Here is a 24204-nt window from a genome sequence, read left to right as displayed (position 1 = left end):
GGGGCGGGCAGTGATCGGCGATAAACCGGATGGCCGTGCAAGGTAGGTTCCACCCTGGTGCTGGAGATGCACTCCCGGATACTCTATCCACGGAGAATCGCCCCTAGGGAGAGGGGCTGAGGGGGAGGGGGACGGAACGTTCCCCGCCCCTCTCTTGACGTGTTACCTGGAACAGTATTCGCTGACCACCCCCACCACCCGGCAAGGCCGTGCAGGGGGTCTTCTCCAGAGTCTCCCCCGTGTTTCTGGCAATTTACATCACCACCAACAATGCAGATGATACACATTTTTCACGGTTTTAAACTACCAGGATCTGATATCAAGCCCAAAAGCGAGCGTACTTTGCAAGGGGAGCGATCTTTGAGCCTTGAAGTGCGGATCTAACGGTAAAATAAGGCTGAAGATCCTGGTGGTTCTCGAGGGGCTAAAACTGAGTTCAAAAACCTATTAAAATGCTGCGGGTGGGATCCGAACCCACGATCTCCAGATGTCCCAGGTCTGGACGCACCGTATCTCCACAAAACCCTATGAGTCTGGCGCCCTGACCAGCTAGGCCACCGCAGCACACAAAGTGCAGTATAACAATGTTGTATTGACAAATAAACCTTATGCCCGACCGGAAAAATTGGATAGAGGGTTACCTCGTGTTTTTCCGGATATAGACATCGACCGCCGCCGTGATCGCAGCCACCTGTTTTCCCTGGCGGAGGGAAGTCGCCAGCGTCTGCATACGCGCCTCCTCCTCGTGGAGGTACCGGCGCAGACTTGCGGCTATATGCCCCTCCTGGAGGAAGTGGGTGTGGGTCTCACCGGCGATAAAGTAAGGGTTTTGCATGATCGCGTAGTGAAGCGGGAGCGTCGTCTTCACGCCAATAATGACATACTCGTAGATAGCCCGACGCATCCGCTGGATCGCCTCCTCGCGGTTCATACCCCAGGCACAGAGTTTGGCGATCATCGAGTCATAGTGTGCTGGAATGGTATAGCCCATGTGAACGCCAGAGTCAACCCGGATCCCTGGGCCCCCTGGAGACCGGTAGCGAACGATCTTTCCCGGATCAGCGGCAAAGTTGTTCAGCGGGTCCTCCGCATTGATCCGGCACTCGATCGCGTGTCCCCGGATGCTGATATCCTCCTGGTCCATTGCCAGATCATAGCCTGCCGCGATCGCGATCTGCTGCTTCACCACATCGATCCCGGTGATAAACTCCGTCACGGTGTGCTCCACCTGCAGCCGGGTGTTCACCTCCATGAAGTAGTAGTCCCCGTTCGAATAGAGGAACTCCACCGTGCCGGCGTTCTTGTAGTTTGCCGTCTTCGCCACGGTGATCGCCGACTCCGCCATTCGTTCCCGGAGTTCGGGTGTCATGATCGGAGATGGCGCCTCCTCAAGCAGTTTCTGGTGTCGACGCTGGATTGAGCACTCACGATCGTAGAGGTGAACGGTGTGTCCGGTCCCGTCAGCAAGGATCTGGATCTCGAGATGGCGCGGCTTCGTGAGATACTTCTCAACAAAGATTGTCGGGTCGCCGAACGCAGACTCTGCGATCCGCTTCCCCTTCTCGATCGCCTCCTCGAGCTGGTCCTCGTTCTTGACGATATGCATCCCGATACCACCGCCACCCGCGCTCGCCTTCACTATCACCGGGTAACCGATCTCTGCCGCGACCCTCCTGGCTTCATCAATGCTGGTGACGCCCTCGGGAGTGCCCGGAAGAACCGGGACGCCAGCTTCCCGCATCGCCCGCTTCGACTCGATCTTCGAACCCAGCATCTCGATAGTCTTCCAGGACGGGCCGATGAACGTCAGACCCTCTTCCTCAACCAGTTTTGCAAAACCAGCGTTCTCGGCAAGGAACCCGTATCCGGGGTGTATCGCCTCCGCCCCGCTCTTCTTAGCAACGTTGCAGATCCGCTCCTTGTTCAGGTAACTCTTCGAGGGGTGCGCCTCCCCGACACAGAACGCCTCATCAGCATACCGGACGTGAAGCGCGTTCCTGTCTGGTTCAGAGTAGATCGCAACAGTCTCGATGCCAAGTTCCCTGCAGGCACGCATAATTCGGATGGCAATCTCGCCGCGGTTGGCGATCAGGATCTTGTCAAAGTATTTCATCGCGCAAACAGCCCTCACTCAATGACCATCAAAACATCGCCGTTCTGCACAACGTCCCCTACATCCACAAAGACCTCTGTGACTCTTCCGTCGCGGGGGGAGGGGATGGGGTTCTCCATCTTCATAGCCTCAAGAACTATGAGGGTATCACCCTTCCGGACGGTGCTCCCGCGCTCGACCATAACCTTAAGGACCATCCCCTGCATGTTGCTCTTGACAGCGCCGGGGAGATCACCCCGGGGTGGTGTCTCTCTGAGACTCTGCTCCTTTCCCGCAGCCAGTGGTTCGACCGCACCCCCATCCACGGTCAGGATCCGGACAGAGAAGATCTCACCATCCACCTCAACCTCCATGGAGTGCGGGATCTCCGCAACCCTCATCGGCGCAACCTGCGGTGCCTTATCAGGGATGACCTCCGGCTGACGCTCGCCCCGGAGGAACGAGGGAGCGATGCTCGGGTAGAGGATGTAGGTTAGAACATCCTCCTCCTTTGAGATCAGACCCAGTTCCATCGCCTCCTTCTTCATCTTCTCGTAGATCGGTTCAAGCAGATCCGCCGGGCGAACCGTTATCGGTTCCTCATCACCTATGATCCGCCTCCTGATCTCAGGGCGGATCGGGGCCGGTGGACGGCCGTAGAGCCCGAGAACATAGTCCTTAACCTCACGGGTCACGTTCTGATAGCGTTCCCCGCCCATGAGGACGTTGAAGACCGCCTGGGTGCCCACGATCTGACTTGTTGGTGTCACAAGCGGGGGATAGCCGAGATCCTCCCTCACACGCGGGATCTCGCGGAGCACCTCATCCAGGCGGTCGAGCGCGTCCTGCTCCTTGAGCTGCGAGACCAGGTTTGAGATCATCCCGCCAGGAAGCTGGTAGATCAGCACGTCCGAGTCGACCCGCTCGGAGATGGAGTTGAAGAGCGGTTCATATTTTTCCCGTATCTCACGGCAGATGTTACGGACCTTCCGCAGTTTGAAGAGATCGATACCGGTATCGCGTGGCGTCCCCACAACGCTTGCGATGACACTCTCCGTCGGAGGCTGGGAGGTGCCAAGAGCAAACGGCGACATCGCTGTATCCAGGATATCCACGCCTGCATCGATCGCCGCCTGATAACTCATCGGCGCAACACCGCTCGTGCAGTGCGAGTGGAGACAGACCTTAACGTCCGCCACCCTCTTGATCCCGGTAATCAGATCGCGGGCGTCGTGCGGCATGATCAGGCCGGCCATATCCTTTATACAGATCGAGTCACAGCCAAGCGAGTAGAGTTCCTCCGCCATACCGATGAACCCCTCAACGGAATGAACGGGGCTTGTCGTGTATGATATCGCACCCTGAAGGTGCGCTCCGACGTTCCTGACCCCCTCCATTGCCTTCTTCATATTCCGGATATCGTTCAATGCATCAAAGACGCGGAATATATCGACCCCGTTTCGCGCCGCCGCCTCAACAAACTTCTCCACCACATCATCAGGATAGTGCCGATAGCCCACGAGGTTCTGGCCGCGCAGGAGCATCTGGATAGGAGTGCGCTTCAGTTCGGCCTTCAGCGCCCGCAGGCGGTCCCATGGGTCATCATCCAGAAACCTGATGCAGGTATCAAAAGTCGCTCCGCCCCAGGCCTCGACCGAGAAGAACCCCACATCGTCAATTGCACGTGCGAGCGGGACCATATCCTCAGTTCGAAGACGGGTGGCAATGAGAGACTGATGGGCGTCCCTGAGCGTGGTATCCGTGATATGGAGTGGACCTAAACTGGCAGCACACATCGAATAATACACCTCGAAGGGCCGAGAAAATATCAATAAAGCCTCTCAAAAATTCATCATACTAATATAAAAACGTCGCGAAGGAGAAGGGCGGGTAAAAGACCGAGTAAAAACGCGGATATAGATGCCAGAATCTCGTTTAAACTCGTCTGAAACCGCGGACATACCACTCCTCCCGCCGTGTAGCCCCTGACGGTGAGCAGCCGTGCAATCTCGTCGGCTCGGCGGATCTCCGTTATGACAAGATTGAGGGCAAGCGGCACGATAGAGCGCAGACCGGGCCGGATCCCCTTCAATCTCATGGCAAGCCCCACCTGCTCGATCTCCTCCCGGATAATTCCAAGACCGGCAAGCCCCATCTCAGCGATAAGCCCGATATCAAACCCTGCACGGTTCCCGAACGCCCAGACAGCCACGGCAAGCGCCTCGCCCTCCGCCGTCGCTGCATACGCCCATGCCGCAAGGAGTAGGATCACGCTCATCCGTATGAAGTAGGAGAGTCCGTTCCCCCCACCCCACGCCGAGACGAGCGCGGTCAGGCCAACCATTGCAAAGAGAGGGAGGAGCACGCGAGGCTGAAGCATGGCATCTGTGCGCCGTCTCGCAACCACCAACCAGACGAGAGCACCAAGCGCCCCCCAGACACTCAAGAACGAGGCAAGCGAGAGGACGGCGATGGAAAGAAACCTCAGTCGCGGATCCTGCATAACGCCTCACGGGCATCGGAAAGCCTGATGTTCTCCGGTTGCGCACCCCTCTCCAGAGCGTAGGTAAGGTATGCCGGGGCGTGCCTCCATGAGGAGATGGCCCCGGGAACACTCCCGCGTCCGATCAGGGCGCCATCCTCCATCTCCCAGATGGCATCCACCCGCGGGAGAACCGATTGTTCGTGCGAGAAGATGATCGTCGTCCCGGACCCGCGCTCCTCGATCATACCGCAGACCCACCTCTTTGTCTCACAGTCCAGCGAACTGAAAGGTTCGTCGAGCAGCAGCAGGTCAGGACATTTGATAAACGCACAGGCCAGGGTCAGCCGTTTCAGTTCACCCCGGGAGAGGTGAAACGGATCGTCATCCGCACGTTCCTCAAGTTCTGCAAGTGCAAGCACCTCATCCGGGGCGATTCCCCAGGAGGCGGCCTCCCGTGCAACCGTGGGGGCTGTGACCTGATGTTCTGGGAACTGGAGCAGGAGCAGAACCGATTTGACATCCTGCCGCCGGACGGTGCCTCTGTCTGGAGTGAGGAGACCTGCAAGCAGGAGAGCAAGCGTAGATTTCCCGCTCCCCACCGGGCCGCTTACGAGGTGGATCCCCTCGCCGAAGGTGCCGCTTCCACGCAGGCAGAACCCATCCCGTCCAAAGACCACCTCTCCAAGTTCAACCCTCATCAGCGGAGCCTCCAGATTGCCGGATAATAGCAGGTCTCCTTGAGGATCTCAAAGACCTCTTCCGGAGTCCCACTATACCGAACGCGGCCCCCCTCCATGAAGATAACACAGTCCGCCATTGCCGCGGTATCCATCGACTGTGTGCACCAGAGGACGTGAGCCGCCGGGCTCTCCTGAACCACCTGCCTGAGACGTTTGGCCGTCACGGCATCCAGGTGAGAGTCGGCCTCGTCGAGGACAAGCACCTCGGGCTCGCCGGCACAGGCCGCAGCCAGCGCGACCAGCACCTTCTCGCCGCCGGAGAGCGAGGCGACCCTCCTTTCGAGGAGATCTCCGATGCCGACCATCCTCGCAGCCGCCATAACCATCCGCTCTGTCTCCGGGCAGGGTTGGTGGCGGAACCTTGGCGTCGACGCCACCTCATCGTAGACCCGGGAGAAGAGCAGCGTCCGGTCGGGAAACTCCCCGACCCAGCCAACCCTCAGCGATGATGGCGATCGTCCCAGGATCCGGATCGTCCCGGTCCCGGGCTCCTCGATCCCCGAACAGACCTCAAGCAGCCTTGTTTTGCCGCTCCCGTTCGGCCCGATAACGGCAATGTGGCGTGCATCCAGCGTAAGCTCGGGGATCTCAAGCCCCCGGTGCCTGAGATCGTTTATACGGATCATGCCAGCCGCTCCCCTATAGCGTATGCAGCCGCGATCTTAACCATGTCACCGACGATAAACGGCGCAACTCCGAGGAGTATTGCCTGGTAGATAGGGAGCGACGCCGAGAAGGAGAGCCACGCCACCCCGAAGACGTAGGTAACCGCGGTAGCCGCAACCAGCCCGGCAGACCGGAGTTTCGGGGACTTGTGCTCGTAGGCAACCCCGGTGACAAGGGCAGCCGGGATGAAACCGACCAGAAACCCTCCGGTAGGCCCAAGGAGTATCCCGAGACCTGCCGTGCCGTTGTGAAAGACCGGGAGCCCGGCAGCGCCCAGGAGGACGTAGAGGGTAACGGGGATCACCCCGTAGCGTTTCATGACGATCCCGGCAAGGAGCACAAATAGGGTCTGGAGTGTGAGCGGAACGGGTGGCAGCGGTATGGAGAGCCAGCTCCCCGCAGTGATCAGCGCAATAAAAGTGCCGCTAAGGGCAAGAATCCTGGCCCGCTGGATCATGTCAACCCTCCCATAATGAGACGGTTGACAATAAAAATCCTGTCAACCAAAGATAGACAGATGGTTGACAGGAAGATCAGATCTGGAAACAGTCCCCGGCTATTACCCGTTCAATCTTCCCGTTATCCTTCCTGATGAGGAGGGCACCGTGTTCATCGATATCTATAGCCTCCCCGGAGAAGGTCTTATTGACCGTCCGGATTGCCACCCGTCGATCGAGCGTCAGGGAGAGGCTCTTCCACTCGCGGATTATGGACTCATACTCTCCATCCTCGAGCTGCTGGTAGCGTAGCTCAAACTCGCGCAGGACGCGGGCAAAGAGCGAGACACGGTCGACCGGGTGACCGACCTCGGTCGCAAGCGTTGTCACCGTCTCCCGGAGGGGTGATGGAAGTTCATCAGGGGAGACGTTAGCGTCGATCCCGATCCCCAGGAGGGCGTAATGAACCGTATCTGCCTCCGCAGAGATCTCCAGTAGCAGCCCGGCGACCTTCCTGTCGCCGATGAAGATATCATTTGGCCACTTGATGAGCGCGCTGAGATCGTACTCCTTGCGGATGGCACGGGCGATCGCGATCGACCCGGCCATGGTGATCATGAAGAGGTGATCGAGCGGTATCTTCGGTCTTAAGATTATGGTGGCCCAGATTCCACCGGGAGGAGACACCCAGGCGCGCCCGAGCCTCCCCACTCCACCGGTCTGCTCCTCAGCGATGATCACCATGCCATGCAGTTTCTCCGGATCTGTCTCGGTAACAAGTCTCTTTGCGACCCAGCCTGTGGAAGCGGTTCGCTCAAAGTGGCGGATCTGCCTGCCTATGACCTTTGTGCGCAGTTTCTTGTTGAGTTCATACGGAAGAAGCCGATCTGTCCTTGCCTCCAGACGGTAGCCTTCCGTCCGTGATGACGATATATGGTATCCCAGTCGCCGGAGTTCACGTATCTGTTTCCAGACGGCCGATCGACTGATCCCCAGTTGCTCTGCAATCTGTTCACCCGAGATCGGGCCGGGCGACTCTTCAAGAATCTTCAGGACTTTGATTGCCGTTTCGTTCATGTCCATTACCTTTTCGCTGCAGGTGACTCGGTCGGGAGCGGGCACGGATCCTCGCCGCATACCTCTTTCCGGATCGCCGAGGCCTGCTCCATGAAATCCACAAGATCAAAGATCCCGGTAACATCAACTATACCGATTGCAGCGATGACACTACCCTCATCGTCCCTTATCGGTGCCACCACCACCGGGATCCCCTTGTAAGGCCCACTCTGGGGTCTGACCCGTTTTGTGACGTTCCCGGCAAGCACTGCTTCGAGAACCGGGCCGGTATAGGCTCTGTCGATAACCCTCCCCTCTTCGAGACGAACGCCGGGCTTATCACGTGATCGTGCCGTGACGGGCAGCCGATTGAGCAGTTCGTGGATGCACATCGCAAGCGGGGCGAGATCGCGTGCATCTGAAGACGCGGAGATGATATATTGATCCATGGCCGTATCCATACTGTTCATCACGGTTGATCTAAAATAAGGTTTCCCTATCAGCACACGAGAACTCCGCCAAAAATTCTCGTGATGGATATTCATGAACACTGGTAACCAGGATCACACCCTCTCCAATCTCCTTACTGATCAGGAGCGCCTCCCCATCCGGTGTGGCGGCAAGAGTCTCCCCCCCGTGGGATGGAAACGTTCCGTCGCACTCTACAGCGTTCAGATCGTAGCCGGAGATGAGAGAGTTGTAAGGGCTATCAGCGGTAAACCGGACAGCACGAGGCCCATAGGAGTGCACATACGTCACCGGGATGGGTAGCCAGTCGTAGGCGTCCTGACGCGTAGACGCTGCGCCAAAGACCAGTAACCTCCCACCGTTCTCAACGAAACGCTCAATCCGGCCGCTTGAGGCCCGCAGAGCCGGCAGGAGTTTTGAGTATGTCGGGTTTGCAAACCCCGTAGGCACTATTAGCGCGACAAACCTTCCGCGCCAGAATGGGGTTGCAAGCATATGAGGGGTGATCGCCTCACAAGACGCACCGCAGTCTTCGATCAGCCGCGAGAAGATGAGAGGGGTGTCCCAGAGCAGCCCGACCCTACAGGTCATCCCTTGATCACCCCGAGCGGTTCCAGCCTGGCGACGATCGCTGAGAGACCCAGAACGTGCACCACACGGACAACCTCCTGGCTTGGTTTGTAGGCCTGGGGCGCCTCTTCCGCGATGGCCGCATCGCTGTGTGCACGTACCAGAATACCTTCACCCGCCAGTTGTTCCCTGACCTCTTTCCCGAGAACCTCTTTCTTCACCTTCGACCTGCTGAGCACCCTTCCTGCGCCGTGGCAGGTGCTGCCCCACGTCTTCTGCATCGCGGTCGTTGTGCCGCAAAGCAGGTAGGAGGGTGTCCCCATGCTCCCGGGGATGATCACAGGCTGTCCGACTCCGGCGTATTCATGTGGGATCTCAGGGGCTTTCGGCCCGAAAGCCCGTGTTGCGCCCTTGCGGTGGACGCAGACCTCCACGGGTCTGCCATCGACCTCGTGGCGCTCGAACTTGGCGACGTTATGGGCTACGTCGTAGACGAGTCGCATCTCGTCGTAATCAAGCCCGAACATCTTTGCAAATACATTCCTGGCCTCGTGCATGATCACCTGCCGGTTCGCCCAGGCGTAGTTTGCAGCGCAGACCATCCCCCCGTAGTAGCCCCGACCCTCAGGGGAGTCGATTGGGGCGCAGGCAAGCTGGCGGTCAGGAAGGTGTATACGGTATTTGCTGAGCGCCGCTTCGAGCGTCCGGAGGTGATCGGTTGCAACCTGGTGGCCAAGTCCGCGTGAACCGCAGTGTACCATGAAACAGACCTGTCCCTCTTTGAGCCCGAAGGTCTCTGCTGTCGCAGGGTCAAGAATCTCGCGCACCGCCTGAACCTCCAGGAAATGGTTTCCGGCGCCGAGCGTCCCGAGCTGCGGCACGCCGCGCTGGCGTGCCTTTGAACTCACGGCGTCAGGATCGGCCCCGCTCATCGCGCCTTCAGCCTCGCAGCGGGCAAGATCGGCCTCTGTGCCAAACCCGCGCTCAACCGCCCAGCGTGCGCCCTCGACCATGACCCTGGAGAGATCCTTATTCGAGATCCGCAGCGTGCTCTTTGCCCCGACACCGGTCGGTATTGCTGCAAAGAGCCGCTCGATCAGTTCCCGCCTCTTCCCGGCAAGGTCAGATTCGGTCAGGGGGGTCGTGATCAGTCGGACACCGCAGTTGATATCAAACCCGACCCCGCCGGGAGAGATGACCCCCTCGGTCATATCAAACGCGGCGACCCCACCTATTGGAAACCCGTATCCCCAGTGGATGTCGGGCATTGCAAGTGAGTACTTCACTATACCCGGCATAGTTGCAACATTTGCGAGCTGACGCACCGCCCCCTCTTCAAGCGTCCCGGCGAGTGACGCCGAGAGGAAGAAACGTCCAGGGACGCGCATGCCCGGGACGTAACCGATCGGGACCTCCCACTCGAGGTCGCCAACCCTATTGATTCCGGCAAGCATATGGAATAACTCCTTCAGACATCAAGTATGATCTCAACAACATAACCCTCTTCGTCTCTCCTGATCTCAAGCCCGGAGTAGGACACGCCCTTGATGAGCGTCCCGCCAGAGTGACGGGCAGGGTCGAGAGGCTCGCCACGCAGAACGGCGGTGAGACGGGTGCCCTGGATATTTACATCAAATGTGCAGAAGACGACATTTTCAACATCGGTGATGAAGAGCAACTCCGAGAGGTAGTCAAAGAGGAGGGAATCCAGGCTCTCTGCCTCAACTTCGATCCTTCGCTCTACACCCCTGTCCTTGCAGCACCCATACATCACCTGAAAGATCGCCCGGCCCGCCTCGGCAAAGATCTCATCCAGGGTCGCGCCCCGCACCCGCAGACGGAGATCGGCGGTGTGCTCCAGTTCCTCAAAACTCATGATCTAGTAATCGTCGTAAAAGAAAGGGATCATACCCCTGTGGATGCAATCGAGGTAGCGCGCCTGGTACTTCGAGACGTATATTGTATAGTCACCAACCGGGATCTGCAGATCGGTCGTTTTCGGTGGTTTAACAGATACCGGCAGGAGGATGGGTCCCCCACAGGATGTGCTCACCCTGAAGTCGCGTTTCCTCTGGAGGATGTATGATCGAACATCCTCTGTTATATAGATGCTCTGTGACTGGCCTGGCTCCTCAACGTCGCTTTGCATGATGATCACCTATCTTGGTGCTTTGTGTAAAAAGAGGTATGGGTTTTCAGGTTTCCTCCAGAGGACTATGTGGTCCCCAGGATCTTTGTCACCAGATCCACGTACTGCTCCTTCAGCTCATAGATAGAATTTGTCCCCTCAGCGTTTCGTCTCACGTGCAGGATACCTATCCGGGATGCAATAATGCCGACCATGGATGCGATGGAGTGGTAGGTGATTGTGAAGCGTTTACGCAGTGTCTCGTAGATCTGTGGTATGGTGAGCGCCCGGACCTTCACGAAGAGACCGAGCAACTCATGCCGGAGTCCATCCCGATCACGTGATAGATAACTTTTGAGTCGATCCTCTATCTCTTTTTTGAGCTCCCCGGGGGATCTCATATGTGCTTGTAATTGGGTATTTTATATATATCTTTTCATTTTATTCGTTTATCGGGTATTCTGACGCCTGGACGACAATTGTCTGACAATTCATTGCCATATCCATTATAATGACGTCGTTTCCGGACGGAGTGGTGAAAGGTCTGGATGAACGAGCGAATGGACGAGTGCAGGTTTTGAGGCGATCTCAGGGCGAATGCCCTCGTTTTCGTGCGCTCACACGAGGCGGCGTGGGTGCCCGCACTCACCCCGGAGGAGCTCGTGCCCCATGCCCGCAAAGCACCCAACGAGAAAAGAAGTCCCCTGTCTCGGCGTGTCACCGGAAAGACATCTTAACCTCTGGAAAACCCCCCACCTCCAGTCTCCTGCATCCCCGCTAAAGATCTTTCGTGGCTGGCCGCCCGTGTCTTCTCGCAAAAGCCTCACAAAACCCCGGTAAACCCTGGCCTGGCCGAGAACCATGTGGACAGAAGTCGTGGCGATACAGATCACCTGAAATCCGCCCCCCCCCGGCGTCCATCCCGGAGAGGTTCATCAAACCGGGAAAAAACTGGATCGAGTGGCCAGACTCCAATTATCAACAAAGCAACACTCTTTATCAGTTTACAGTTCTACACTGATACAGCATGGAATTTGCCAGATACGACGTCAACAAATACACTCCGCGGCAGATGGTGACGCTGCCACTGGTTATCCTCCTCCTGGCGCTGGTGGTGCTCGGTTACACCACGCTCTCCACGGGCCTGCCCATAACACCGGGCATCGACTTTGTTGGAGGAACAGCAGTCACCCTCTTCACGTCCGAGAACAAAGAGACGATAGAGGCTGCCTTCGCCGACTATCCGCTGTTGTCTGTGGGTGAGGGGATCGGCGGCGGGAGATACATCCAGTTCGGGCCGATGGACGATGCAGAGTATCTGAGTCTGGTGACGCTCATAAGCGAGCGCTATCCTGATGCGAAGATCGACCAGATCGGCGAGACGTTTGGAAAGACGCTCCAGCGTCAGGCGTTCCTCGCACTCCTCTTCTCGTTCATCGGTATGGCCATTGTGGTCGTTATCGCGTTCCGAAATCTTGTGCCAGCAGGTGCGGTCGTCCTCTCGGCCTTTGCCGACATGGCCATCAGCGCGGCAGTCATGCAGATCGTAGGGATTCCGCTCTCGCTCGGGACGACCGCCGCGCTCCTGATGCTGATCGGCTACTCTGTCGACAGTGACATCCTCCTGACCACACGGCTACTGAAGCGCAAGGGAAAACTCGATGAAAAACTTGCCGGCGCGTTCAGAACGGGGCTTATCATGACGACCACGACCCTTGCGGCCATCGCCGCGATGTGGGTCGTCGCAACGGTCGGGCAGATCCAGATCATCAGTGAGATAGCAAGCGTCCTCCTGATAGGTCTCGTGGTCGACCTGATGAATACCTGGATGCTGAACGCCGGGATCCTCAAAGGATACATTCTCCGGGGGGGTAAGAGATGAATACCGAAATCGTCAAGAAACTTCTCAAAGACTGGAGGGTCGCTCTGCTGATCCTGCTCGTGATCGGTTCACTTGTGGGCATCTATCTTGCCCCTCCAAACCCGGAGAAAGGGCTTGAGGGTAACCTCCAGTTCGGTCTTGACCTCGAGGGGGGCTCGTGGCTGCAACTGGAGTTCCAGTCGGTTGTCGTGGGCTACTCAACCGATGGATCGGTTGATGACCTTGTGGCGAACCTTCGGACGGCCCTTGATACCGAGGTCATACCCATAGATGAGAATCATCTTGAGATCCGAAAGAACGTCCAGCGTGCAGACCTTGAACCGATCTTTGCCGAATCAGGCGCTTCGATCGTCACCTACCAGCAGGGGGTATCTGCCTACACCGCAGACGAGGTGAAGCGGATCCTCAACGAGAAGGTGAACGCTCTCGGGATGCAGGATGCCAGGATCAACCTGCTCACCCCGACGGGTAGCGGCTTCCCCCAGTACGTGCGGATAGAACTTGCCGGCGTGGATATGGCGACTGCCCAGGAGATCGTCGGTAAGCAGGGTGTCTTTGAGATCAGGATCCAGACGGCGGGCAACGAGACACAGCACGTCCTCTACGGTGACCAGATAACAAGTGTCAGCGTGCCGCAGAAGGATCCATACACCCAGGAGTGGGGTGTCGGGTTCACGCTCTCCGAGACGGGCGCCCAGGCGTTCCGGGAGGCCGCCCTCAGATACGGCGCTGTTGACAACCCTGCGGCCCACAATCTCATAATGCTCCTTGACAACAAAACCGTCTACAGCGCTCCACTCTCAAGCGACCTTGCAACACAACTCCGCACCGCCCCGGTCAGGTCGCTCTCGGCCACCACCGGCACCGGCGATGCCGGACTTGAGTCCGCGATGGCGCTTGAGATACACCTGCGGGCAGGCGCCCTGCCGGTCAAGGTGGATATAGTAGGTTCAGGTTCGGTGCCTGCAGCGCTTGGAGAGCAGTTCAAGATGACGGTTGCCATTGCCGGGTTGCTTGCGCTGCTTACGGTAGGAGTTGTTGTCTACTACCGATACCGTGAACCCGCGATCGTGCTATCGATGGTTGCGATCAACCTCTCGGAGATCATCATCCTGCTCGGGATCGCACGGTTCGCAATCCAGCTTGACCTTGCCACCATTGCCGGGTTGATAGCGGTGATGGGTACCGGTATAGATCAGCTCGTAATCATCACGGACGAGGTACTCCACGAGGGCCGGGTCCCATCGCCGAACCTTTATATGAAACGTTATGGACGGGCGCTCGGGATCATTGCGCTGGCCGCTGCAACGGTCGTAATAGCCATGCTGCCGCTGGCGCTGATGGATCTCTCCACCCTGAGAGGTTTTGCCATCATCACAATCCTTGGTGTACTGGTCGGCATCCTGGTCACCAGGCCTGCCTATGGAAAGATAATTATGACAATCCTCTCGAGATAATAACCCTACACAACCTTTATTGCCCCGTTTTTACACAGTGTTTGAACGGGGTATATTTGTATGGGAAAACCGGTTTTAATGGATTTTTTCGCCGAGTGGTGCGGTCCGTGCCACCAGCAGTCGCCAATTATCGATGAACTCAAGAGGAGAATGGGCGATCGGGTTGAGATCAGGAAGATCGATGTAGGTGTCGATTCTGAGGAGACGCGGAGGTATGCTATGAAATACGATCTTCAGTTTGTACCCACGATCGTCATCGAGAAGGACGGAGAAGTTGTCCGGAAACTGGTGGGCGTTCAGGACCTGGCCACGCTTGAGAGCATCTTGAAACCGCTGGTGGAGAAGTGAAGATCGGGATCGTAGGTGGAACCGGTGAGATCGGGGAGGGTATGGCGCTCCGCCTCTCGCCGAAGTATGATGTGATTGTCGGGTCGCGGGAGGAGACAAAAGCTGTCACGACCTGTGAAGCATGCCGGGAGGCATTGGCGGGGCAGGGTATCCCCTGCAGTCTGAGTGGCGTTTCAAACCAGCGTGCGGTTGATGAGGGGGATGTCGTCGTCCTGGCGATACCATTCAAGCATGTGGCACCAACGCTGAAAACGCTGGGAGGTTTTGAGGATAAGATCGTTATCAGCCCTGTAAACCCGATCGAGCGAGAGACCTACTTCTACTATGCCCCACCACCAGAGGGTTCTGCGGCCATGATGATAAGAAGTATGCTTCCAGAAACCGCAACCGTATGCGCCGCGTTCAACAACATCGCCGCGAACAGGTGGAAAAAGATCGACGAGGAACTGGACTACTCGGTCGCCGTCTGCTGCGATGATGCAGCAGCCAAACAGACGGTGATGGAGATCGTCAACAACGTCTCGCACCTCCGTGCCTACGATGCGGGGCCGCTTGCGGCCGCATCGATGGTCGAGAGCGTCACACCCCTCCTTCTCAATATCGGGCGGTTCAACAGGATGCGGGATGTCGGCGTCAGGTTCGTCTGAACACCTTACTTTTGACCCGGGTGAAGTAGTCCCCGGGTACGAGATCCCCCCCTGTTTTTGGTTTGACCGGCATCACGCACAGCCACCAATACCGTGGCGGTTGAAGGGTGGCAAGCGAAAGTGCTCAACGATGGCGGTGTTATACCACTGTAGCCCCCTCCAGAAACACCTGGATCTTCAGCCCTATTTTACCGTTAGATCCGCACTTCAAGGCTCAAAGATCGCTCCTCTTGCAAAACTACACTCGCTCTTGGCCTGATATCGGATCCTGGTAGTTTAAAATCGTGAAAATGTTTATCAGTTGCATTGTTGGCGGTGATGTAAATTGCCAGAAACACGGGGGAGACTCTGGAGAAGACCCATGCACGGCCTTGCCGGGAGGTGGGGGTGGTGTTCCGCGAATACTGTTCCCGGTGACACGTCAAGACTGGGGCGGGGAACGTTCCGTCCCCCTCCCCGTCAGCCCCTCTCCCTGAGGGCGATTCTCCATGGATACCGTGTCCGGGAAGGTATCTCTCAGGATCGTCTCACTCACGCTCCCGTGCAAGGCCAACCGGGCCTATCGCCACGGACTGCCCGCCTCCCCCCTAAGGGGGCGGGGGGCGGGCAGCGAAGGCTGTTCGACCCGAGATGCAGGAGACAGGGGCGATTCCACATCGACACACTGCTCTGCAGGTATCTCTACTGGTATCAACACAACTCCATCACCGAGATCCTGTTTCTGCCCCTCGCCCCCGAGGTTTAGAAAGGGATCCTTCGCTTTATGTGGAGTCACTGAACCGTGGTGCTCCGGGAGCAGAAGATCTGTCGAAATGCCCGGGCAGGTTGAGGGTAAGGTCTTGCAAAGTGGGTTTAAAGAAAGTTCCTGGAAGAGGCAGATCAAAAGGTTAATTGTACGCATCCAACAAACTCCTCCATCATGAGAAAGCAAGGTATTCTCACGCTGCTTGTCTGTATTGTCGCAGTGCTGGCAGTTGCAGGTGCAGGTTGCACCGGCACAACCGAAGAGAACGGTGCCGCCGGAGAGGCGAGACTGAAAGACTCCTACATCGTCGGTATCGACGGGGCGTATCCGCCGTTCAGTTATGTCGACAAGGACGGCAAGGCCCAGGGATTTGATGTCGAGTCCATGAGGTGGATCGCCGAGAAGCATGGCATCGACGTTACGTTCATGGCAGTAGACTGGGATGCCATCATCCCCACGCTCCAGGCTGGAAAGATCGACATGGTCTACGCCGGAATGACCATCACCCCCGAGCGTCAGGCAGTGGTGAACTTCACCAACCCCTACTGGACGGTCGACCAGGACGTTGTTGCCCGTGAAGACTCAAACGTGACGATCGAGGACGTTCTTGCTGGCAGGGCGGTTCTCGGAACGCAGCGCGGATGTACCGCTGCGCTCTGGATCGAGGAGAACCTGATCGAGACCGGGAAGATGCCGGCCGCGAACCTGAAACTCTATGACAACACCCCGCTTGCCGTCAACGACCTTGAGATAGGGAGGATCGATGCGGTTATGTACGATGACCTCTCCCTCAAAGACATAATCGAGGGTAAACCCGTGAAGGTCATCGGTTCCGTCGAGACGGGGGAGCAGTTCGGCGTCGCCATCCGGAAGGAGGATACCGCACTCCTTGAGTTCATGAACCAGGCGCTTGCAGAACTTCAGGCCGACCCCTACTGGGAGGAACTCATAGATAAGTACAACCTGAGGTAAAGCGGGGCAAAAACCCCCTATTTTTGCGTTAACTACCCCGCGCCTCCCCGAAGAGGGATGGTTCACACCAGTTCCTGTCACCGACATGGTTACGGCCGTTTGATGACCTATAACGTCTGGAGAGGGATGTGGGAGTGGTGCCGGTGTTATCCTACGCGGTGAGGGCCGTCCTGCTCGTGACCCTCGGGATTGTCATAGCAAACATCCTCGCCGAGACCGGGATCTTCTCCCGGTTTTCATCGCTAACAGGCCCGTTCTGCAGACTCTCCGGCCTCCCAGAAGCATCTATCCTCTCGATCATCGCGATGGGGGTCAACGCAACGGCGGGAAAATCGATGCTCGCCAACTATTACCATGAAGGGAAGGTAAGAGAGCAGGAGGTGATCCCGACCCTCATCATGGGCGCATTCCCGGTGGTCCTTGGCGAGTCTCTCTTTCGGGTCCACCTCCCGGCAGCGCTGGTTCTCCTTGGCCCGGTTGTTGGTGGGATCTATACAGGGTTGAACCTCTTTTCAAGCGGCATCCAGGGATTCTTTGCTCTCCTCTACAGTCGCCGGTTCCTTGCAGATCATGGGCGTCCACAGGTACAGGTTTCGGCTCCCGCTGCACCGGATACACCTATCGCACTCAACCGCGAGGTCGTAATATCGGGGTGCAGGAAGGCAGTCCCGACACTCAGGCGCGTTGTCCCGGTCACCCTGGCCGCGCTGATAGTCTTTGGCCTCCTCTCAGAGACGGGGGTCATGAAGATCGTTGGAGCAGCGTTTGACCCTGTCCTGCAGATCGTCGGGCTCCCGGGCGAGAGTGCCGCGGCGCTCCTGGCCCAGTTTGTTCATTTCTCTGCCGGTTATGCGATCGTTGCATCACTGATCGAGACCGGCATCCTCACAACCGGGACGGCGCTCGCCACGCTTGTCCTGGGGAGCATGGTGGTCATCACCATGATCTACATCAAGTACTCGGTGCCGCTCTACCTCTCGCTATTCGGCCGGTTTGGTGTCAGGGTTTCGCTGGTCACCTACGCGGCAAGCATGGCCGCAAAGGTGGCAACTCTTCTGCTGGTGATGGTTGTGGTGGTGATGTAACTCCCCACTCACGAGCAGAGCGGCCGGAGTTTCTCGATCACCCTCTCCACCTGCCTGACCGCCGTCCCGATATAGACCTCAGGGTCAAGAAGAGCGTGAAGTTCATCGGGGCTGATAAACTTCGTCACCTCCGGGTGCTCGCCGAGCACCTGGGCCAGGTCGCGGTCCCCGGCAAGTGCCTGCATGCTCGCCGTCCGCATAACCTCGTGCGCCTCCTGTCGGTTCATGCCCCGCTTCGTCAGTTCGATCATCACCGACTCGGCAAGGTTCACGCCGCGCAACAGCATCAAGTTCTTTCTGATCCCCTCATGGTTGATCTCGAGCCCTTCCAGCACCTCGATCATCACCTTCAGGATGTGGTCGGCAAGCACCGAGGCCTCCGGGAAGATCACCCGCTCAGGAGCGGAGTTTGTAAGGTCACGTTCGTCCCAGAGAACGTTGTTTAACAGCGCCGGTTCGACCGCGGAACGGACGATCCTGGCAAGCCCACAGACCTGTTCGCTCCTGATCGGGTTTCGTTTATGCGGCATGGTGCTTGAGCCCACCTGCTTCTTCCCGAACGGCTCTGCAAGTTCACCGATCTCCGAGCGCTGCATCAGCCGGATCTCAAGCCCGATCTTGTCAAGCGTCGTTGCGACGTTTGCAAGGAACATAAAGTACTCCGCGTAGCGGTCGCGCGCTATGATCTGGTTTGAGACGTCCACAGACCCGATCCCCAGGATCTCCATCATAGTTGCCTGGATATCTATACCGGCATCACCGAGCGCCGCCTGCGTCCCCACCGCCCCCGTGAGTTGACCAACGATGACCCGGGACCGCATCTGGCGGAGTCGCTCGATATGACGCGCAACCTCGCTTGCCCAGATCGCGAATCGGAGACCGTATGTTGTCGGGACGCCGATCTGGCCATGGGTACGGCCGGCACAGACAAGGGTCTTCGTCCCCTCGCTCCGGTCAAGGAGGACTGATAGGAGTCGCTTAAGTTTCTCCTCGATCAGTGCCAGGCTATCACGGATCTGAAGCGCGGTTGCCGTATCCAGGATATCGTTTGAGGTCGCTCCGTAGTGGATCCAGCGGCCGGCGTCACCGCAGACCTCGGCGATCGCCCTGACGATCGCCATCATGTCGTGGTTGATCTCGGCCTCGATCTCCTTTGCCCTCTCCGGCCGTGCCCCGGGCGCGCAGACCGCGATCGTCTCAGCATCCTCGGCGGGGATCATCCCGTGCGCAGCCTCCGCACGGGCCAGAGCCACCTCGACCGCGACGATCGCCCGGAAACGGTTCTCCTCGCTCCAGACGGCACGCATCTCCGGTGTGCCGTAGCGGTAATCGATGGGGTGAATTGCCATGGTTGGTACCTGTTTGGCCTGTCGCGTTAAAAAGGGGTCGCGGTCATCCCCGTCGTCTCTGGTCACAGATCTCGACCACCCTGGAGGCGAGGTCACGAACCGCCGCTCGCGCCGGACTCTCCTCCGGTATACCGACGATCGGCGTTCCCCCGAGGTCTGCCTCATCGACCGCCGGGTCCTCCGGGATCCTGGCGATAACCGGGAGACCGCTCTCGAGAACAGCGTCCCCATGGTCACGGTTGACGACAAGGAATACCTTCTCCCGCTCAAGACCGAGCGACTCTGCAAGGTCGCGGATGCGGTCGGCAGTCCGGATCCCCCGGGCACCAGGATCGCTTGCTATCAGCAGGATATCCGGTCTTCTGATCGTCCCACGGGCTATGTGTTCCATCCCGGCCTCGGAGTCCACGATGACATACCGGTAGTCGCGTTCGAGTGTCTCGATGCACTCGGTGAGGAGCGCGTTTGGGAAACAGTAGCATCCCGACCCCTCCGGTCGTCCCATGGCAAGGAGGTCGTAGCCCTCCGCCTCCGCAAGCGCCCGGCGAAACCGGTACCTGATGTAGCCTGTCCGGTCCATGCCGGGCGGGATGGAGCGGGTAAAGGCCTCCTCGCGCATGCTCCCGAGCGTCTCGTTGAGCGTGATCCCGAGAGCCTCGTGGAGGTTCGCGTTCGGATCGGCATCCACGGCAAGGATCGGACGCTCGCCTGCCCTGACCATTGCGTCGATCAGGAGCGCCGAGATCGTGGTCTTTCCCGTCCCGCCTTTCCCGGATATGACAACTGTGCACGGCCGGGTCATACCTCCTCACCCCTCAGGCGGCGGGAGAGCGCGGCGGTCGCCTCCATGATCGCAACAGCCTCACGCACACCCGTGGTCTTGATCCCGCAGGTCGGCGTGATCATCGACTGGTGGTCAAATAGGCCGGGATCGATGGTTCCGGTTGCACGGGCGCGGATCTCCTGAAACCTGGAGAAGAACGAGTCTGGACCCTCCGCGGCAAAGACGGTGTAATCAGCCGGGACGATCCCCCAGGCCACAACACCGCCATCCTCCATGTATTCCGCAATCTCATCGAGGTATAGCAGAAACTCGCGTGCGTAGGTCCAGGCGTCGATCGAGACCACGGCCGGCCGGAGACCCAGGACGAAACTCCAGTCGGTGTTTGCGCAGCAGTGGACGCCGAGCCCACCATCCAGGAGAGCGGCGATATCCTGGAACGCAGACTCTGCGACCCCTGCATCCACCGGCACGACCGATGATCCAAGCGAGGAGAGATAGGGATCGCTCAGCACCACCAGCGTCTCCCGGGCCCCCATCCGCTCGCGCATCGCGACCTCACACCACCGCGCCCGCAGGCCCAGGAGTTTTCCAAGCAGGTCGGCGTACTCGGGGTCGTAGAGGATGGGTCGGCGCGTCTCATCCACCACCTGCATCCCGAACGTGACCGGGCCGGTCACCTGGCACTTGACCAATAGCGCGCCCGAAAGGTCGTGGGCCATCATCGCATGAAACCCGGAACCGTAGTCCCTCCCGACCGCATAGGGTTCAACGTTCCCCTCAAGGTAGTCGAGCAGGATCCGCTCCATCGCCTCAGAAGGATCGATGCTCCTGTCGACAACGAGTCTGCCGTCCCTGATCACGCCACCGGGCAGGTGCTCGGAGTCCGCAAAGACTATCCCCTCCAGAAACCCCCGGTTCGGCAGCGTGGGCACGTATGGGATGCGGGGAAACGCAGCAAGCACCGCCCGGCAGGCCTCCTCGGGGTCGCGGTGGGGGAGCGCCCCGACCCCCGTCGCATTGAGTTCTGGGGACGGTATCATCCCTGTCGTGACCCCACCCCCTCCCTCAGTCTGCACGCCTCCAGCATCTGCTGCACGCGCGGGAATAGCGAAAGATCGGTGTGCGGCAGGAAACAGCTAGATGTATAGCGGTCCATGAAGGAGGGGTCGGCGTTCAGTTCGATGTAGGTGATCCTCCTTGCAAGGCCGTCGAGTTCTTTCCGCCGTTTGCGGTTGACCAGCGCGATGTTCGCGCCCGTGATCGCGCCGTTCCCGATATTCTCCACACGTTCAAGAGGCACCTCCGGGATCAACCCGACCGTGATTGCGTTCTCCTTGTTGATGTAGTTCCCGAACGCCCCCGTTAAGCAGACCCTCTCGATATCACGGGGTGCCAGACCTGCTGCATCGAGGAGCGTCATGCAGGCGCCGTGGATCGCGGCCTTGCTCATTACGAGGTTTTTAATGTCGTTCTCGGTGATGACGATATCTTTCCCTATCGGTGTCTCTTCTTTCCAGGCCACAACAAACTCAGGGGCATACCGCCCCCTCCTGATCCGGGGGTGATCGATCTCAAGGTTGATCCCGCCCGTCCTGTCGATTACACAGGCGCGGAGCAGCTCCGCAAGCAGATCGATGAGGCCCGACCCGCAGATACCACGGGGCGCCACACCGTTGATGGTTGTGTAGGTGGGCGTGAGTGTCTCGGGATCGATCCTGACGCTCTCTATCGCGCCGGGGTTTGCCCGCATCCCAAACAGCACCTCCCCGCCTTCGAGGGCGGGGCCGGCAGCGCCCGAACAGGAGAGCATCCAGTCGCGGTTGCCGAGCACAACCTCAAAGTTCGTGCCTATATCGATCAGAAGCGTGACCTCCTCGCGTTCCGTCATCCCGGTGGCCAGGATATCGGCGATCACATCGCCGCCAATGAAGTTCGAGACAGCCGGAAAGGTGTAGATCCCGGTGTTCTCATGCGTCGCGATACCGACCCGTCGGGCGGCCGTCGAGAGCATCCGCTGCACCACCGGGATGTAGGGCTCGGCGATCATGTATCCCGGGTCGATCCCGAGAAAGAGATGGGTCATCACGGTATTTCCGGCAACCATCACCTCAAATATCTCCTCAAGATCGACCCCGGCGGCATCCGCGGCTTTCTTCAGCGCCTCGTTTATGCTCTCCGCTGCGAGTTGCTGTAACCGTGCAAGACCACCCTTCCTGGAGAAGTTCACCCTCGAGAGGATATCCTCGCCGCAGGAGATCTGCCGGTTGTAGTTGGACGCCGTTGAGAGGATCCGGCCATCTACCAGGCTCCAGAGGTAGACCACGATCGTGGTGGTCCCGAGGTCGACCGCCGCCCCGTATAGCCGGCCGGTGGTGTCGCCATCATCCACATTGCTCAGTCGGTACCCGCCGGGCACGAGCGCGACCGTGGCGGTCACGTGCCAGTCGCTCCGGCGGAGCACCTGCGGAAGGTAGCGGAGGACGCCAAGCGGCGCGTAGACACGGTTGGGTGGCGGTCCACCCACCCCTTCAACCCCTTCCAGCAGTCGTGTGAGGTCGGGTGTGGTGTCATCGAGTGACGGCGGACTCAGGTAGACCTCATACTTCCTGACGGCAGGGTTGAGCGGGATCTCCTCTAGCCCCTGGATCTCCACCAGGATCTTCTGCTCCTGAATGAGTGATCCTTCAGGGACGTCTACCTGGACGTCACCGGTAACGGTCGTCTGGCAGGCAAGGCACGCACCGCGCGCGATCTCCGGATCAGAGAAGAATTTGCGGAACTTATCGCGGTCAAACGAGACGCTCCCGGTCTTCACGAAGACCAGACACTTCCCGCACTTTCCCTGCCCGCCGCAGACCACGTTCATCGCAAGACCGGCCGCACGTGCTGCATCAAGTAGGCTTGTCCCTTCGGGGACGCTCACCTTCCGGTAGCCGGGAAGAAACGTCACCGTCGGCATCAGGTCTTCCACTCCTTCTCGAGGTACTCCGGGAGATCGGCTGCATCCCTGGGTCCGACCATCACCTTCCAGCCGGTTGCGTCCTCGATCTTGCCGGAGAGCGGAGCGGCGTAGCCCGGGATGATCAGGATCCTGTGATCCACCAGGTCGGCGACGCCAAACTTCTTTAGAGCATCGGCCACCATAGTCTCCGTCAGTTTACCGCCGGCAACCGAGGTTAGAACCGAGAGCCCTTCCGTATCCACGATCAGGAGGTGGCAGGGCATCCGGGAAGCCTCGAGATAGCCAACAATCGTGAAGTAGGTGAGCGAGAAGTTCACCGTGAGGAGGACGGGCGCGTCCCGCTCCGGGTTGTTGATCGGGTAGACCCCGGGCGTAACCTGGATGGGGTGCTGCGGGTCGGTGTAGATGTTCTGGCGCAGGGTGAGCGCCGCCTCCCGTGAGGCACGGGAGAATCGTGGGGTGACGATGATCCCCGCATACTTCAGGATGCCTGTAGCGACTGCAGCATCGGTCTCCCCCAGGGCTCCTGCGTCCAGGTAGATCGGGTAGCCAAGTGCGGGTTCCGTCCGCTCGATGGCGCTCCTCCGGATCTCGGTCGCGACGGTGATATAGCCCTGGAGCGACCCCGGTGCAGGGTCGATCAGCAGGTCGGCGACCCCTGCCTCCGCACACTTTGCGGTGATGGCAGCGAGGTCTGCCGGCGTCCCGGCCCGGACAACAAGAGGCGATCCATACTGTTTTGCAAGCGCGGCCAGTGGCTCCCAGTTATCAGCGGTCGCCGCGTGGATCAGCGGCCGGTACTGCCCCGCTATCGCAAGGGCTGCTTCAAAGGCCGTGGGATCGTCGGAGATCAGCACCAGGGGGAGACTGCTCCCGCCGCCGGCAAGCCTCACGGTCTCTGCGAACCGGTCGGCGCTCCCGCTCTCGTTTCTCACCGCCACACCGTTGAGGACGAGGTCCTGGCCCACGCGATGGACGACCGTCTCCCTGACCTCATCCACAACGGATCGCACCTCCACCTCAGTCCAGGTATCGGAGACCTCAACCATGATCCCTGGCGGGTGGTAGAAGGTCTTCTCGTGCCTGAAAAGGACAAACTCCTCGCCTATGGTGACCGATCGCTCGCCTGCACCGATCGTGACCGCCCTTACCGGCGGCCTTGTCACTCCCCCGAGAAGCGCCTTTGCCCCCGGATCGAGGTCAGGGCAGGCCTCAACATCCGCCTTTCCCGTCGCAAGTTTCATGGCGAAGGCCAGGCAGGTCGGGTAACCGCACTTCTTGCAGTTCGTCTTCGGCAGGTGTTTATAGATATCAAGTGCTTTCATCGCCAT

General features: G+C 58.9%; 24 protein-coding genes and 1 tRNA gene. 6 read left to right on the top strand and 19 right to left on the bottom strand.

Annotation, left to right across the window (positions count from 1 at the left end; all coding sequences use genetic code 11):
* Positions 1-453: 453 nt before the first annotated feature.
* The 14 genes from QMC91_RS03700 to QMC91_RS03635 all read right to left on the bottom strand — a co-directional run bounded on the left by QMC91_RS03700 (position 454) and on the right by QMC91_RS03635 (position 11043).
* Positions 454-564 (bottom strand) — tRNA-Met (locus tag QMC91_RS03700).
* A 73-nt stretch (positions 565-637) separates the two neighbouring features.
* Complete coding sequence (locus tag QMC91_RS03695; RefSeq protein ID WP_300235515.1) at positions 638-2113, bottom strand: acetyl-CoA carboxylase biotin carboxylase subunit; 1476 nt, start codon at positions 2111-2113, stop codon at positions 638-640.
* Positions 2114-2127: 14 nt separating this feature from the next.
* Positions 2128-3888, bottom strand: a complete 1761-nt coding sequence (oadA, locus tag QMC91_RS03690; RefSeq protein ID WP_300235512.1) for a sodium-extruding oxaloacetate decarboxylase subunit alpha — start codon at positions 3886-3888, stop codon at positions 2128-2130.
* Between the two features lie 56 nt (positions 3889-3944).
* Positions 3945-4595: a hypothetical protein gene (locus tag QMC91_RS03685; protein ID WP_300235509.1), complete on the bottom strand. Its 651-nt coding sequence runs from the start codon at positions 4593-4595 to the stop codon at positions 3945-3947.
* A complete protein-coding gene (locus QMC91_RS03680) occupies positions 4577-5275 on the bottom strand; it encodes an ATP-binding cassette domain-containing protein (protein WP_300235506.1) in 699 nt (232 codons plus the stop codon). Before QMC91_RS03680 ends, QMC91_RS03685 begins: the two co-directional genes overlap by 19 nt.
* Positions 5275-5943 (bottom strand): energy-coupling factor ABC transporter ATP-binding protein, encoded by a 669-nt coding sequence (locus QMC91_RS03675; protein WP_300235504.1) that lies wholly within the window; start codon positions 5941-5943, stop codon positions 5275-5277. The genes QMC91_RS03680 and QMC91_RS03675 overlap by 1 nt, the downstream gene beginning before the upstream one ends.
* Positions 5940-6440, bottom strand: coding sequence for a biotin transporter BioY (locus QMC91_RS03670; protein ID WP_300235501.1), 501 nt, complete (start codon positions 6438-6440; stop codon positions 5940-5942). Before QMC91_RS03670 ends, QMC91_RS03675 begins: the two co-directional genes overlap by 4 nt.
* A 76-nt stretch (positions 6441-6516) precedes the next feature.
* Entirely contained in the window at positions 6517-7497 is a 981-nt protein-coding gene (locus tag QMC91_RS03665; protein WP_300235499.1) for a biotin--[acetyl-CoA-carboxylase] ligase, read from the bottom strand.
* Positions 7498-7502: 5 nt separating this feature from the next.
* The gene (locus tag QMC91_RS03660; protein ID WP_300235496.1) at positions 7503-7925 is read right to left on the bottom strand and encodes a DUF2111 domain-containing protein; all 423 of its coding nucleotides are present in this window, start codon (positions 7923-7925) and stop codon (positions 7503-7505) included.
* Between the two features lie 31 nt (positions 7926-7956).
* Positions 7957-8535, bottom strand: a complete 579-nt coding sequence (locus tag QMC91_RS03655) for a hypothetical protein (protein ID WP_300235493.1) — start codon at positions 8533-8535, stop codon at positions 7957-7959.
* Positions 8532-9968 carry an RtcB family protein gene (locus QMC91_RS03650; protein ID WP_300235490.1) on the bottom strand — a complete coding sequence of 479 codons (1437 nt, stop codon included), beginning with the start codon at positions 9966-9968 and terminating at the stop codon, positions 8532-8534. The genes QMC91_RS03655 and QMC91_RS03650 overlap by 4 nt, the downstream gene beginning before the upstream one ends.
* A 14-nt stretch (positions 9969-9982) precedes the next feature.
* Positions 9983-10390, bottom strand: coding sequence for an archease (locus QMC91_RS03645; protein WP_300235486.1), 408 nt, complete (start codon positions 10388-10390; stop codon positions 9983-9985).
* A gap of 3 nt (positions 10391-10393) precedes the next feature.
* Positions 10394-10663 carry a hypothetical protein gene (locus QMC91_RS03640; RefSeq protein ID WP_300235483.1) on the bottom strand — a complete coding sequence of 90 codons (270 nt, stop codon included), beginning with the start codon at positions 10661-10663 and terminating at the stop codon, positions 10394-10396.
* A gap of 65 nt (positions 10664-10728) precedes the next feature.
* A complete protein-coding gene (locus tag QMC91_RS03635) occupies positions 10729-11043 on the bottom strand; it encodes a DUF2551 domain-containing protein (RefSeq protein ID WP_300235480.1) in 315 nt (104 codons plus the stop codon).
* A 626-nt stretch (positions 11044-11669) separates the two neighbouring features.
* Between QMC91_RS03635 and QMC91_RS03630 the strand changes: the two genes are divergently transcribed.
* The 6 genes from QMC91_RS03630 to QMC91_RS03605 all read left to right on the top strand — a co-directional run bounded on the left by QMC91_RS03630 (position 11670) and on the right by QMC91_RS03605 (position 17778).
* Positions 11670-12524 (top strand): protein translocase subunit SecF, encoded by an 855-nt coding sequence (locus QMC91_RS03630; protein ID WP_300235477.1) that lies wholly within the window; start codon positions 11670-11672, stop codon positions 12522-12524.
* The gene (locus QMC91_RS03625; RefSeq protein WP_300235474.1) at positions 12521-13981 is read left to right on the top strand and encodes a preprotein translocase subunit SecD; all 1461 of its coding nucleotides are present in this window, start codon (positions 12521-12523) and stop codon (positions 13979-13981) included. Before QMC91_RS03630 ends, QMC91_RS03625 begins: the two co-directional genes overlap by 4 nt.
* Positions 13982-14041: 60 nt before the next feature.
* Positions 14042-14329: a thioredoxin domain-containing protein gene (locus QMC91_RS03620; RefSeq protein ID WP_300235472.1), complete on the top strand. Its 288-nt coding sequence runs from the start codon at positions 14042-14044 to the stop codon at positions 14327-14329.
* Entirely contained in the window at positions 14326-14976 is a 651-nt protein-coding gene (npdG, locus tag QMC91_RS03615) for an NADPH-dependent F420 reductase (protein ID WP_300235469.1), read from the top strand. Before QMC91_RS03620 ends, npdG begins: the two co-directional genes overlap by 4 nt.
* A 919-nt stretch (positions 14977-15895) precedes the next feature.
* Complete coding sequence (locus QMC91_RS03610; protein WP_300235466.1) at positions 15896-16693, top strand: ABC transporter substrate-binding protein; 798 nt, start codon at positions 15896-15898, stop codon at positions 16691-16693.
* A 128-nt stretch (positions 16694-16821) separates the two neighbouring features.
* Positions 16822-17778, top strand: coding sequence for a nucleoside recognition domain-containing protein (locus QMC91_RS03605; RefSeq protein ID WP_300235463.1), 957 nt, complete (start codon positions 16822-16824; stop codon positions 17776-17778).
* Positions 17779-17786: 8 nt separating this feature from the next.
* Here QMC91_RS03605 and purB read toward each other — a convergent pair whose 3' ends face one another.
* The 5 genes from purB to acsC are packed head-to-tail and all read right to left on the bottom strand — an operon-like array spanning position 17787 to position 24204.
* On the bottom strand, positions 17787-19127 hold the full coding sequence (purB, locus tag QMC91_RS03600) for an adenylosuccinate lyase (RefSeq protein ID WP_300235459.1): 1341 nt from the start codon (positions 19125-19127) through the stop codon (positions 17787-17789).
* 43 nt (positions 19128-19170) lie between these two features.
* A complete protein-coding gene (locus QMC91_RS03595) occupies positions 19171-19929 on the bottom strand; it encodes an AAA family ATPase (RefSeq protein WP_300235455.1) in 759 nt (252 codons plus the stop codon).
* A complete protein-coding gene (locus QMC91_RS03590) occupies positions 19926-20951 on the bottom strand; it encodes a hypothetical protein (protein ID WP_300235453.1) in 1026 nt (341 codons plus the stop codon). The genes QMC91_RS03595 and QMC91_RS03590 overlap by 4 nt, the downstream gene beginning before the upstream one ends.
* A complete protein-coding gene (locus QMC91_RS03585) occupies positions 20948-22882 on the bottom strand; it encodes an ASKHA domain-containing protein (protein ID WP_300235450.1) in 1935 nt (644 codons plus the stop codon). The genes QMC91_RS03590 and QMC91_RS03585 overlap by 4 nt, the downstream gene beginning before the upstream one ends.
* Positions 22870-24204, bottom strand: coding sequence for an acetyl-CoA decarbonylase/synthase complex subunit gamma (acsC, locus tag QMC91_RS03580; protein WP_300235447.1), 1335 nt, complete (start codon positions 24202-24204; stop codon positions 22870-22872). The genes QMC91_RS03585 and acsC overlap by 13 nt, the downstream gene beginning before the upstream one ends.

The organism is Methanoculleus sp., assembly GCF_030019085.1.
GTDB lineage: Archaea > Halobacteriota > Methanomicrobia > Methanomicrobiales > Methanoculleaceae > Methanoculleus.
The sequence above is the reverse complement of the archived record's forward strand: the minus strand, read 5'-3'. Positions and strand labels throughout refer to the sequence as shown.